11 protein-coding genes are annotated in these 11,768 nt (G+C 62.7%); 5 read left to right on the top strand and 6 right to left on the bottom strand.

What is annotated here, in order from left to right:
- Positions 1-140 precede the first annotated feature (140 nt).
- Both ggt and U5A67_RS06745 read left to right on the top strand, forming a co-directional pair.
- Positions 141-1,871, top strand: a complete 1,731-nt coding sequence (gene ggt / locus U5A67_RS06750; RefSeq protein ID WP_205982863.1) for a gamma-glutamyltransferase — start codon at positions 141-143, stop codon at positions 1,869-1,871.
- 440 nt (positions 1,872-2,311) lie between these two features.
- Positions 2,312-3,121 (top strand): response regulator transcription factor, encoded by an 810-nt coding sequence (locus U5A67_RS06745; protein WP_321813469.1) that lies wholly within the window; start codon positions 2,312-2,314, stop codon positions 3,119-3,121.
- Between the two features lie 38 nt (positions 3,122-3,159).
- Here the strand turns inward: U5A67_RS06745 and U5A67_RS06740 are convergent, their stop codons facing one another.
- The 3 genes from U5A67_RS06740 to U5A67_RS06730 form a co-directional block, all read right to left on the bottom strand.
- Positions 3,160-3,345 (bottom strand): hypothetical protein, encoded by a 186-nt coding sequence (locus tag U5A67_RS06740; protein ID WP_321813468.1) that lies wholly within the window; start codon positions 3,343-3,345, stop codon positions 3,160-3,162.
- 74 nt (positions 3,346-3,419) lie between these two features.
- Entirely contained in the window at positions 3,420-5,117 is a 1,698-nt protein-coding gene (locus tag U5A67_RS06735) for an FAD-dependent oxidoreductase (RefSeq protein ID WP_321813467.1), read from the bottom strand.
- A gap of 162 nt (positions 5,118-5,279) precedes the next feature.
- Entirely contained in the window at positions 5,280-6,107 is an 828-nt protein-coding gene (locus U5A67_RS06730) for a helix-turn-helix transcriptional regulator (protein ID WP_321813466.1), read from the bottom strand.
- 39 nt (positions 6,108-6,146) lie between these two features.
- Here U5A67_RS06730 and U5A67_RS06725 point away from each other — a divergent pair, with 39 nt between their 5' ends.
- Together U5A67_RS06725 and U5A67_RS06720 are read left to right on the top strand one after the other, a co-directional pair.
- The gene (locus U5A67_RS06725; protein WP_321813465.1) at positions 6,147-6,347 is read left to right on the top strand and encodes a hypothetical protein; all 201 of its coding nucleotides are present in this window, start codon (positions 6,147-6,149) and stop codon (positions 6,345-6,347) included.
- Positions 6,348-6,420: 73 nt separating this feature from the next.
- A complete protein-coding gene (locus U5A67_RS06720; RefSeq protein ID WP_321813464.1) occupies positions 6,421-7,446 on the top strand; it encodes a VTT domain-containing protein in 1,026 nt (341 codons plus the stop codon).
- A gap of 56 nt (positions 7,447-7,502) precedes the next feature.
- On the opposite strand, the gene U5A67_RS06715 is transcribed toward U5A67_RS06720, so the two are convergent.
- Positions 7,503-8,924 carry a DHA2 family efflux MFS transporter permease subunit gene (locus U5A67_RS06715; protein ID WP_321813463.1) on the bottom strand — a complete coding sequence of 474 codons (1,422 nt, stop codon included), beginning with the start codon at positions 8,922-8,924 and terminating at the stop codon, positions 7,503-7,505.
- Positions 8,925-9,180: 256 nt separating this feature from the next.
- On the opposite strand from U5A67_RS06715, the gene U5A67_RS06710 reads away from it, so the two are divergent.
- Positions 9,181-10,209, top strand: coding sequence for an aldo/keto reductase (locus U5A67_RS06710; RefSeq protein ID WP_205982855.1), 1,029 nt, complete (start codon positions 9,181-9,183; stop codon positions 10,207-10,209).
- A 39-nt stretch (positions 10,210-10,248) separates the two neighbouring features.
- On the opposite strand, the gene U5A67_RS06705 is transcribed toward U5A67_RS06710, so the two are convergent.
- Both U5A67_RS06705 and U5A67_RS06700 read right to left on the bottom strand, forming a co-directional pair.
- Positions 10,249-10,425 (bottom strand): hypothetical protein, encoded by a 177-nt coding sequence (locus U5A67_RS06705; protein ID WP_205982854.1) that lies wholly within the window; start codon positions 10,423-10,425, stop codon positions 10,249-10,251.
- Between the two features lie 571 nt (positions 10,426-10,996).
- Entirely contained in the window at positions 10,997-11,698 is a 702-nt protein-coding gene (locus tag U5A67_RS06700) for a carbonic anhydrase (RefSeq protein ID WP_205982853.1), read from the bottom strand.
- Positions 11,699-11,768 lie beyond the last annotated feature (70 nt).

Raw genomic sequence — 11,768 nt, 5'->3', positions numbered from 1 at the left:
TGACCCGCGTGAGCTATCGGCGGATCGCCGGATCGCAAACGATTTCTGTGCGTGCTATAAGCGTTGGGACCGGGCCACAAGCCCGGTGAAAGCTGGGCAAGAACGCGTTATACGATGAACCGAATCATGGAGGTCACTCAATGAAGCTGGTCGATAGAACGAAAATTTCCGCTGCCGCTCTCGCACTCGTTTCACTTTCCGCTTTATCCGCGGGCTTTCTCGAAGCCACGCCGGCCTTTGCCAAAGATACCCAGCCAGGCCCCGTCGTTCTGAATGCATCGGCCGTTGCCGTTGCCGATAAATATGCCGCCGATGCCGCCGAAGAGATCTTCAAGGCAGGCGGCAATGCCGTCGATGCGGCGGTCGCCATTGCCTTCTCGCTGGCCGTGACTTACCCGGAAGCGGGCAATATCGGCGGTGGCGGTTTCATGACGCTCTATGTGCACGGCAAGCCTTATTTCCTCGATTATCGCGAGCGCGCACCGCTGGCCGCTACGCGCACGATGTATCAGGACGACAAAGGTAACGTGATCGAAGGCAAGAGCCTTTATGGTTATGACGCCGTGGGCGTGCCGGGCACGGTTGAAGGCATGTGGGAAGCGCAAAAGCGCTTCGGCAAGCTGCCGTGGAAACAGGTGCTGCAACCCGCGATCAAATACGCGCGCGATGGTTTCATGGTCGACGAGCAACTGGCGAAGCGTCGCGAGGATGCATCGAAAGAATTCGGCGGTAAAACCAATTTCGACCAGTATTTCGGCGAGATGAAAGTGGGCGAGACTTTCAAGCAGCCCGATCTTGCCAATGTGCTCACGCGCATCGCCAATCAAGGCGCGAAGGACTTCTACGACGGTAAGACCGCCGATCTGATTGCCGCATCGATGAAAGGCCACGGGCTGATCACGAAGCGCGATCTGCAGGAATACAAGGCCGTGTGGCGCCAGCCGGTCGAAGCGAAATGGAACGGCTACGAAGTGATTACCGCGCCGCCGCCGAGTTCGGGCGGCGTGGGTCTCGTGCAATTGCTCAAGATGAAGGCCGATCTCGCACCGCAATTCAAGGACGTGCCGCTCAATTCGCCGCAATACATTCATTTGATTTCGGAAATCGAAAAGCGCGTGTTTGCGGATCGCGCGCAATACCTGGGCGATCCTGACTTCTACAAGGTGCCGGTCGCGCAATTGACCGACGACGCGTATATCGCCAAACGCGCCGCCGAAGTCGATCCCGACAAACCTTCGGATACGAAGAGCGTGCAGCCGGGACTCGGCACCTCGATGCCGGAAAAGGCCGAGACCACGCATTTTTCGGTGGTCGACAAATGGGGTAACGCCGTGTCGAACACCTACACGATCAACGGCTACTTCGGCTCGGGTGTGGTCGTGCCGGGCGCAGGCATCGTGCTCAACGACGAAATGGACGATTTCTCGGCCAAGCCGGGCGTGCCGAATATGTTCGGCGTGGTGGGCAGCGACGCGAACGCGATTGCGCCGAAGAAGCGCCCGCTGTCGTCGATGTCGCCGACCATACTCACGAAGGACGGCAAGGTGTCGCTCGTGATTGGCACGCCGGGCGGCTCGCGCATTTTCACGTCGATTTTCCAGGTCATCAGCAACATCTACGACTTCAAGATGCCGCTCAAGGATGCCGTGGGCGCGATGCGTTTCCACCATCAACTGTTGCCGCCCAACACGATCTTCTGGGAACCGTATGAGCCGATCGACGGCGATCTCGCGAAACAGGTCGAAGCGAAGGGTTATGTGCTGAAAGGGCAGAACTTCAATGGCGACATTCAGGCGATTCGCATCGATGGCGATACGCCCGAAGCGGCTGCCGATCCGCGTGGACGTGGCGTGACGCGCATCGTGCAATAAGCCGCGCAGACGCTTGCGGTCAATGCTACCGGTTGCGGGCGCATCTTGTTTCCGATGGGAAATTTTTGCCGGGAAAGTTTTCCTGAAATGAGAGGATGAAGCACAAGCGCGCGCAATCGGTCACGAAAAGTTCGCATAGGGTGCGCGTTTGTCCTCTTTAATGAGGATTCCAGCGCGCAGGGCATCGCGTAGGATGCAATTTCCGGCGACGGTGAATACCAGCCGGCGTGTGTTTTCATGGGCGGCTCCGGCTGCCCATTTTCTTTTTGCGCACGGCTTTTTCGCCACGCTTTTTCCAGTTTTCCCTCCTGATTTTCCCGCGGTGTTGTGCGCCCGCACGCTGCCTTGAATTCGGTAAAACCGCTATATAAGCTATAACGTTCGTGGCTCTCCGCTAGCCCGTCAACCGCAATCCCAACGCAGGGTCACTGGCGCCGCGCATGTACCTGACAAGCCGCGAACTGGCGTTGCTCGCCGATATCTTCAAGCTGCTGGCCGACCGCTCGCTGCCGGAAGCGGTGCTGCGTTACGAAGCGGGGCGGCGCCTGCTCGATCTGCTGCGCGCGGATTTTCTCGGCTCCTATGTGTGGGATGACGCGCAGGGCAGGTTTGCGAACCGCGTCGCCATCAATATGTCCGCCGACAATCTCGGCGATTACGAACGCTATTTCCAGTTTCGTGATCCGCTCACGCCATTGCTGCAGCATCAGCGCGGAGCGGTGCGCGTGACCGATGTCATCGCGCATGAAGAGCTCGCGCGCACCGAACTCTTCAACGATTTCCTGCGGCGCGACGGCTTGCACTGGGGATTGAATCTGTTCGCTTGGGACGGCGACACGAATATCGGCGATCTGCGCATCTGGCGCGGGGACCATCGCGAGAATTTTTCCGATCACGAACTGGCGATGCTCGACCTGATCCGGCCGGCGTTTACCGCCGCGCTGGCACGCTCGCGCGACGAAGCGCTGAACGCGAAGGCGCTGGAGGGAGAACCAGTGCTGCTACCAGGCGCCTTACCCAATGCGATCCCTAACGCTTCGCCCGATGCGAGCGACCTGATCGCACGCCTCACGCGGCGCGAGCGCGAGGTCGTGACACTGGCCGCCGAAGGCCTGCTCGACAAGGAAATCGCGCAACGGCTGGGCATTTCCTATACGACCGTGCGAACTCATCTCGATCGCTCGTTCCAGAAACTCGGTGTTAGCAATCGCTCGCGGCTGGCGCGGCTGCTGCAAACGGCGCGACGTTGACGATCGGAAACATGGCGCCCGGCATGACGGTGGGCGGCTTATTGCGCGATCGGCATATCTCCACGCGCGGCTTCGATCAGACTCAGCGCAGCCTGCGCGTCACCGATGTGCTCGAGCGCGAGCAGCGCGAAACGGGCTAGAAAAAGCGGCGCATTGGCCTCGCCCAGTTGCGTCATGGTCTTGCATAACTGGGTGTACACGGTGTCGAGATCGCTGGCGTTCATGGCGTTTTCCTGATGGGTTGATTGCGTCGATGGGGCAGCGTTGCGGCTTACGCATTTCACGCAGCTCATGCAACTCACGCGGCGCGCAGTGCATGAGCGAGCGCCTGCAGCACGCATTGCGCGAGGGTGGCTTCGCTGCCTTGCCAGCGTCCTAGTACGTGGCCGTCCGGTCGCACGAGATAGAGCGTGCCAGGCGTCGCGCCATACATCGGAAAGAGGCGGCCCGTGTGGTCCCAGCCGCAGCGTTGCGTGATATCGGCTGGCGTCTGTTGCGTGAGCGGCACGAGCGCGAAGGGCACCTTGCATGACGTCTCGATTGCGGCCAGTGCAGGTGGCGCACCACTTTCATCGCCGAAATAAAACGCCGTGAAATGCGGGCCGACGAGATCCGTCATGTGGCCTGCGCGTGCGCCGTGGCCATCGACGATCGTGAGCGGACATTCGGGCAGCACCGTGCCTGGCGCGGGACCACCGGCGATCGGATCGGAAACGGCGTTGAGCGGCGAGTCTTTGTAGGCAATCGCCGATGTCTGACGCGGATTGATCAGCGATCGCACGCCTGCATGGCGAGCGGCGAGACTCAACACTGCAGTGCGCATCAATTCGAAGGCGAACGACGGCGGCGCCATGAATTCAGTGCTTTTCGTGCCGTAGCTGAGATTCTCGTGCGCGGCGAACACGCGTTCATCGGAGTAGCTGTCGAGCAGACGCTCATTCGCGCGTCCGTGAATCACCCAGGCCAGTTTCCACGCGAGATTGTCCGCATCGTCGATACCGGAATTCGCGCCGCGCACGCCGAAGATCGGCACGAGATGCGCGGCGTCGCCAGCGAACAGCACGCGTCCATGGCGATAGCGTTCGAGCGTGAGCGCGTTGGCCTTGTAGATCGTGATCCAGATGGGCGACCACGCGGCCGTTTCGCCCATCATGTCGAGCAGGCTTTGCACGCGCGGCATCACGTTTTCGGGCTTGACGGCGGCTTCGGCGTCTTCGCCGTCGCGCAGTTGGTAGTCGATGCGCCAGACCTTGTCGGGCTGCTTGTGCACGAGCACGGTCGAGCCGGGATTCGATGCCGGATCGAAATACGCGAGGCGCTCCGTTGGCCGCGCGCTGTCGAGCAGGATATCGACGATCACATAACGGCCTTCGTAGCTCGTGCCGGTGAGTTTCAGGCCCAGCGCTTCGCGCACGGTGCTGCGCCCGCCGTCGGCTGCGACCAGCCAGTCGGTTTGCGCTTCGTAGTCGCCGTCGGGTGTGGACAGCTTGAGCGTCGCGCCATGCGCATCGTGCTGCACCGAGGTCACTTTCGTACGCCAGCGGATATCGATGAGATCCGCGTGACGTTCGGCGGCATCGAGCAGGAATTGCTCGATGTGGTACTGCGCGAGATTCACCATCGGCGGCAGCTTCTGGTTTTCGTCCTGCGGCATCGTGAAGTGCAGCACTTCGTCGTGACGATAGTAACTGCGCCCGCCGGTCCACGGCAGGCCTTTGGCGAGAAAGCCATCGAGTGCGCCCAGGCGTTCGATGATTTCCAGGCTGCGGCGCGAAATACAGATCGCGCGGCTGCCGTGACAGACCGACTCGTCGGATTCGATCAGCACCGAGCGCACGCCATGTTTGGCGAGACCCAAGGCGATAGCGAGTCCCACCGGCCCGCCGCCGACGATCGTGACGGCGTGGCGCTGCGTTTCGCGGCCATCGGCGAGGGCGGGAAGGCGGGCGTCGTACTGCTTCGCCTCGAAGGGATAGGGCTTGAATTCGACGCTCATTGCGCGTTGTCTCCGATCGGAAATTTTTGTTCGCGCGCGGGGCGTGAGAGGTCGCGCGCGGCACCGCCGGCTTCGTTCGCCGACGGCGATGCAATGAGTATCGCGTGCGGGGGAGACGGCGCTGTCCTCATTTTGGGTACAGCGCCAATGGTGCGAGGCGGGTTAGCGCGCGTCGTTGGCGAGGCAGAGCGCGAACAGTTGACGCTGGCTGGAAATACCCAGGCGTCGATACGCGCGCTTCTGATAGGTCACGACACTGCTGGGCTTCACGCCCATGTGTTCGGCGATTTCGGCGGCGCTGAGTCCTTCGAGCACACCGCGCAGCGCGTCGAGTTCGCGCTTCGACAATTCGGGGCAGAGGCTGCGCAGCCGCGCGAGCATCAATTGCGGAATGCCCATCTGGCTCTGCCCGCGCAGCGCGTAATGATGTTTCGTCGCCTCGCCGATCAGCGGCGCCAGCGACTCCACCAGTTCCACCTGACCCGGCTGGAACATGCCGGCGTCGCGCTCGCGGTAGAGATTCACCGAAAGCCAGATGTCCGCAGCGGGTTGCAGCAGCAGGGAGAGCCGATCGGAAACATTGGGCTTGGCGTAGCAGGTCTGGCGATAGCCTTCGTGCGCGATGTCCTCGCTCGACTGCCAGTGCAGCACGAGCGAGTTGCCCGGCTGGCTGGCGGCTTCGCCGGTGACGATGCGCTGATTACCGTCGAGCGCGTAAAACAGGCGCGCGTAGGTATCGGCGACATCGCGCAGGAAACGCCCGCCGCGATGGTCGGCCACGGAAACCGTGCGCGGCCGGTTGCCGAATTCGTACGCGAACACCGTGCATTGCGAAACCGAGGTGGCCGGGCCGAGCAGATTCAGCACTTCGGTCGCGAGCGCATTGCTATCGCCGCCGCCAATCGCGGAAACGAGGCGGGTGACGCGGGACAGATCGAATGCGCCGTTGGAGGCCGCTGGTCCCGTTCGGTCGAGACGCCAGTAACGCATGTTTCTTTTACGAAAACGAGAAAACTCTGTGAGCCGTGAATGAAGGAAAACGATGCAGAAAAACCACAGATAAAGACTTTCGAAGTTAGCACCGAATTCGTCCGCAGCGTCGGCCCGCATGGGCAGGGAAAGCCCCAGGCGCAGGGCCGTATCTTCACCTCGCGCGATACTCGCGTGATACCCGTTTCGCCCACGCGGGCAACGGCGGCGAGCAAGCAAGAAGTCGCCCAGTTGGGGTAATCTCCGTACTTGCGCCAAGACAGCGCAGATGTTTCCTTTCTTATCAGATCGCTTCCAGTCGGAAACCCCCGCAATGTGGACTCTTCCCACCGCCATCCCGCCCGATTTCGGCACCGGGGCGGTTTTTCTCAGCGTGCTCGTGACGCAACTCGGCGTGCCGGTTCCCGCCGCGCCGGTGTTGATCCTGGCGGGCACGATGGCGGCCGGCGGGGAAGCGTCCTATGTGAATCTGCTGCTCGCGGCCGTGGTGGCGACGCTGTTCGCGGATTCGCTCTGGTTCACCGCAGGCCGCATGCGCGGTCGCCGCCTGCTCAACGGACTCGTGCGCTTTTCGCTGTCGCTCGATACGACGATCCGCGTGGCGCGCAACGTGTTCGAACGCTACGGCGCGCCGATCCTTTCGGTGGCGAAGTTCGTGCCGGGACTCGGCCTGATGTCCGCGCCGCTGCTCGGCACCACGACGATGGACGTGCGTATTTTTCTGCTCTGGGATGCCGTGGGCGCGACGCTCTGGGCGGGCACCTGGCTGATCGGCGGGGCGGCGCTGCATTCGGAAATCGCACGCTTCGCGATGTTCGTGCGCGCCAATGGCTGGACGATTTTCGATGTGCTCGCGGTGGCGGGCGTGCTGTTTCTGGCCTATCGCTGGGCGCGCCGCCTGCAATTGCGGCACTGGCTGGCCACCCATCGCATCTCGCCCGATCAGCTCGACGACATGATGAAATCCGCGTCGCCGCCGATCGTTTTCGACGCGCGTCCGCAAACCGTGCGCGAGAAAGAGTCGTACCGGATTCCGGGCGCGCGGCCGCTCGATCTCGATTCGAGCGAGGCGCTACCGCCCGAACTGGTCGCGCGGCCCATCGTGGTGTATTGCGTGTGTCCGAACGAAGTGACGGCCAAGCGCATCGTGAATCGCCTGCGCGACAAGCATATCTATCACGCGCATGCGCTGCGCGGCGGACTCGATGCCTGGGAGCGGCGCGGCTATCCGGTCGAGCCGCTGTCGTCGGATTTTCATGCCCTGCATGCACTGGCCGATGAAGCATTCGAAGCCGGCGCGGAACAGGAGTTCACCGTTCGCGCGAGCCTGTCGAAGTAACGCGGCTTGCCAACGTCATGCGGCGCGATGCTGCCGCATGACGTTCAAAACCATGCTCAGGCACGCTGGCGGCGCGAACCGCCGCCCACATTCTGGCCCGCATCGCGCGCCATCTGTGCATATCCCCACACCGATAGCAGCGTCAACACGCCCGCGCCCAGAAACGCGAGGCGGAAGTCGTCGAGCGTGAACACGTGCCCGCTTGTTTCCCCATGGAAACTCGCGGCTACGCGCAACGCCAGCGCGCCGAATGCGATCCCCAGACCGTTCGTCATCTGCGCCGCCGCGCTCCAGAGCGTGCTGGCGGCGCTCATCTGCGGTTGCGCGACATCGGCGTAAGCGAGTGTGGCGAGCGTCGAGAACTGCATCGAGCGCGTCACGCCATAGACGAACACCACGATCAGCACGATGGCGAGCGGCACGTCGGGCGTGAGCAGGCCACAGGCGATCATCGAGATGCCGGCAATCGCCACGTCGACCATCGCGACGAGACGAAAGCCCCAGCGTTCGAGGATGCGCGTCGTGAGCGCCTTCATGCCGAGGTTGCCGAGCGCGCTGGCGAGCAGCAGCAGACCCGCATTGAAGGCCGACAATCCAAAGCCGATCTGGAACAGCAGCGGCATCAGATAGGGCGCTGCGCCAATGCCGATGCGCGTGATCGAGCCGGTCACGACGGTCACGGAAAAGGTGGGGATTTTCAGCGTGGAAACGTCGACGAGCGGCGTGGGATGGCGCTTCGCATGCACGAACGCGATCGCGCCAACCACGATGCCGGCCGCCACGATCGCGGCTGCGCGCCACGGATTTTCGCCGGGCTGGCTCGCGAGTTCCGCGCCGTAAAGAATGGCCGTGAGCGATGCACCGCTCAGCACGAGGCCGACCACATCGAGCGGGCGTCGCTGCTCGCCGCGCAGATTCGGCACGATCGTTGCAATAGCAACGAGTACGGCAATGCCGAACGGCACGTTGAGCAGAAAGATCCAGCGCCACGACGCGTAAGTCGTGATGAAGCCGCCCACCGGCGGGCCGACCACGGGCGCAGCAATCGCGGGCCAGGTGATGGTGGAAATGGCCTGCATCAGACGGCTTTTCTCGGTGCTGCGCACGACGATCATGCGGCCCACGGGCACCATCATCGCGCCGCCGATGCCTTGCAGGACGCGCGCCGCCACGAATTCGCCGAGATTCTGCGAGACGCCGCACAACATCGACGCCAGCGTGAACGTGACCACCGCGCCGAAGAACACCGTGCGCGAGCCGCAGCGATCCGCAACCCAGCCGCTTGCCGGAATGAAGATGGCGAGCGCCAGCATATAGGCCGTCACGCCCAGGCTCAGGCTGTTGGGCCCGACGCCGAACGAGTGCGCCATTTGCGGCAGCGCCGTGGCTATTACCGTGGTGTCCAGATACTCCATGAAGAACGTTGCCGCGACGATATAGGGCAGCCAGCCGACTGCGCGTGCGCTGGTGTTGCTCATCGTGCCGCCTCGCACCCTGCGGTGTGAACGCGTTCAAAGCGGATGGGAGTAGAAGGACTCAGGCAGGACGTGCGGATCATGGTGCATCGGAAAGGAAACAAACGAGGCGACAGTTTCCGATACGAAAGTGCCGGTGTACAGCGCCGGAATGCTTGTCCAGCCGGCTGGATGAACGCGGCGGGCCTGCGACAGCGTTCCCGTGACGCGCGTACACTCGTCGGCGATTCGTCAACGCACGATTTGTGGAGGATCGGAAATGGAACACCGTTTTCTGGGCGCATCGGGCTTCAAGGTGCCGGTGCTGAGTTTCGGCACGGGCACGTTCGGCGGCAAGGGCGAGTTCTTCGAAGCGTGGGGCGCAACCGATGTGGCCGAAGCGAGCCGTCTGATCGACATCTGTCTCGACGCGGGCGTCACGATGTTCGATACCGCCGATATCTATTCGCGCGGCGTGTCGGAGTCGGTGCTGGGCGAGGCGCTCAAGGGCCGTCGCGACAAGGCCATCATTTCCACCAAGGCGACCTTTCGCTTCGACGATGACGACGCCAATAACGTCGGCTCCTCGCGTTTCCATTTGAAGCGCGCGGTCGACAATGCGCTCAAGCGCTTGCAGACCGATTACATCGACTTGTTTCAACTGCACGGTTTCGATGCGAAAACGCCGGCCGAAGAAGTGCTCTCGACGCTCGATGAACTCGTGCGCGCGGGCAAGATTCTCTATACCGGCGTGTCGAATTTCTCGGGCTGGCATCTGATGAAGTCGCTGGGCGTGGCGGATCGTTACGGCTATCCGCGCTATGTCGCCAACCAGACTTATTACTCGCTGATCGGGCGTGATTACGAGTGGGAACTGATGCCGCTCGGCATCGATCAGGGCGTGGGCGCGGTGGTCTGGAGCCCGCTTGGCTGGGGCCGCCTGACCGGCAAGATCCGCCGCGGCCAGCCGCTGCCGCAGACGAGCCGCCTGCACAAAACCGCCGAGCAGGGGCCGCCGGTGCCGGACGAATACCTGTTCCGCGTGCTCGATGCGATCGACGAAGTGGCGCAGGAAACCGGCAAGACCGTGCCGCAGATCGCACTGAACTGGCTGCTGCAGCGGCCGACGGTGGCGACCGTGCTGATCGGCGCGCGCGACGAAGCGCAGCTACGCCAGAATCTGGGCGCGGTGGGCTGGAATCTCACGGCGGAGCAGGTCGCGAAGCTCGACGCGGCGAGCGCCGTGCGGCCGGTGTATCCGTACTGGCATCAGGAAGGATTCAGCGAGCGCAACCCGTCGCCGGTTTGACGCGAGCGGGCAGGCTGTCCGTTGCGCTGCTTATTCTGCTTATTCGGCTTCTGCCGAACGCATGATTTCCGCCGCGCCAAGGTGGATCGCCAGCGCGTAAAAATCGCGCTCGGCAAGATTGGCGGCCTTGGCGATGGCCATGGCGCGGTGATGGTCGTGCGGATGCAGCAGCAGCTTGACTTCGATCTTGGCGGGCGACTTGAGAGCGGATTCCATGGCAAAACTCCTTCGGTAACCGGGCGCGTAGCCCGTGACGGGTGCGAAGCCCATTACCAGCCGCCAAAGCGCGCGCGAGCGCGGGCCGTTCACCGTGGCGAAAGCTGCGGCGTGTGAAACGGCGCTTGACGAGGAGTGGGCCTGAAAGTTCTGACCAGCCGCGCCCGGCGAGGGCGTGGCGGCGCGATGCGCGTGCCGGCGTTAGCGCGGCGCGGGCGATCGTCCTGCGACTGCAAAGGTATTGCGGATCGTGCGGGTAGTGCGGATGTTGCGGGTGAGACGGGAATGCGGCGTCTCGTACGGCGGATACGGCAGGGAAGCACACTGCATGGGTAACCAACCTCCGGAATTATTTTTCTGCTGCGGTTGGGCACCGCATATGTTACGGACGAGAGTATAGCGAGATCATGATCTAGGGTAAACACCTATATCGTTACCTAAGCGTCAAATCATTGTTGCGTTGTTTGAGAGAATCGCTGGAATCAAGCGAAAAAAAACCGGACGACGCCTGGCGGCGTGGTCCGGTCTCTGGATACGGCGGGCGTGACGGGTGGCGTCCCGTCAGGGGCGTTTAGCCCGTGGTGTCCTTGCGCAGGCGGGCGCGAGCCTCGCCGAGCGATTCGAAACGGCCGTGCGTGTCGTCGAAAATCGACACGGTGCCCTGGCCGATGTCGTACACCCAGCCTTGCAGCTGCAGCTGGTTCTGCGCGATACGCGCCGCCACGGCGGGGTGGGTGCGCAGATGCGTGAGCTGGAGGCGCACGTTTTCTTCCACCAGCGCCTGCACGACCTGATCTTCTTCCAGGCCGCGCGTGAGCACGACGCTGCGTGCCGCCTGGGCGTTACGCAGCCAGGCCGTGACCGTGGGCATGTTGGCGGTGGCGGCGTCGCCCGAGGCGAGGCCCTTCATGGCGCCGCAGTCGGTGTGGCCGCACAGCACGATCTGCTTGACGTTCAGCGCCATCACGGCGAATTCGACGACGGCGGACACGCCGCCGAGCATTTCGCCGTAAGCCGGCACGATATTGCCGATGTTGCGGCAGACGAACAGTTCACCCGGGCGCGCCTGCGTGATCATTTCCGGCGACACGCGGGAGTCGGCGCAGGTAATGAACAGCGTATGCGGGGCCTGGTTGTTGGCCAGGCTGCGGAACAGCTCCTGGTTACCCGGAAACACGCGATGAGTGAACTCGTCCACGCCGTCGAGGAGGTGTGACAGATCGCAGCCGCACGATTCGGAGTGATCGTCGTGCGAATGGTGATGGTCTGGCATGGAAGTTTCTCTCTTTTTCATGAATCGACACAATCGAATAGCCGCGGCACACACGTGCCGGACCTGCCTG

It is taken from the genome of Paraburkholderia sp. J69-1 (assembly GCF_905220255.1).
GTDB lineage: Bacteria > Pseudomonadota > Gammaproteobacteria > Burkholderiales > Burkholderiaceae > Paraburkholderia.
The sequence above is the reverse complement of the archived record's forward strand: the minus strand, read 5'-3'. Positions and strand labels throughout refer to the sequence as shown.

What these genes read in the sequence shown, in the direction of transcription:
- ggt (WP_205982863.1), top strand. Translation starts at nt 141, where the DNA reads ATGAAGCTGGTCGATAGAACGAAAATTTCCGCTGCCGCTCTCGCACTC.
- U5A67_RS06745 (WP_321813469.1), top strand. Translation starts at nt 2,312, where the DNA reads ATGTACCTGACAAGCCGCGAACTGGCGTTGCTCGCCGATATCTTCAAG.
- U5A67_RS06740 (WP_321813468.1), bottom strand. Translation starts at nt 3,345, where the DNA reads ATGAACGCCAGCGATCTCGACACCGTGTACACCCAGTTATGCAAGACC.
- U5A67_RS06735 (WP_321813467.1), bottom strand. Translation starts at nt 5,117, where the DNA reads ATGAGCGTCGAATTCAAGCCCTATCCCTTCGAGGCGAAGCAGTACGAC.
- U5A67_RS06730 (WP_321813466.1), bottom strand. Translation starts at nt 6,107, where the DNA reads ATGCGTTACTGGCGTCTCGACCGAACGGGACCAGCGGCCTCCAACGGC.
- U5A67_RS06725 (WP_321813465.1), top strand. Translation starts at nt 6,147, where the DNA reads ATGAAGGAAAACGATGCAGAAAAACCACAGATAAAGACTTTCGAAGTT.
- U5A67_RS06720 (WP_321813464.1), top strand. Translation starts at nt 6,421, where the DNA reads ATGTGGACTCTTCCCACCGCCATCCCGCCCGATTTCGGCACCGGGGCG.
- U5A67_RS06715 (WP_321813463.1), bottom strand. Translation starts at nt 8,924, where the DNA reads ATGAGCAACACCAGCGCACGCGCAGTCGGCTGGCTGCCCTATATCGTC.
- U5A67_RS06710 (WP_205982855.1), top strand. Translation starts at nt 9,181, where the DNA reads ATGGAACACCGTTTTCTGGGCGCATCGGGCTTCAAGGTGCCGGTGCTG.
- U5A67_RS06705 (WP_205982854.1), bottom strand. Translation starts at nt 10,425, where the DNA reads ATGGAATCCGCTCTCAAGTCGCCCGCCAAGATCGAAGTCAAGCTGCTG.
- U5A67_RS06700 (WP_205982853.1), bottom strand. Translation starts at nt 11,698, where the DNA reads ATGCCAGACCATCACCATTCGCACGACGATCACTCCGAATCGTGCGGC.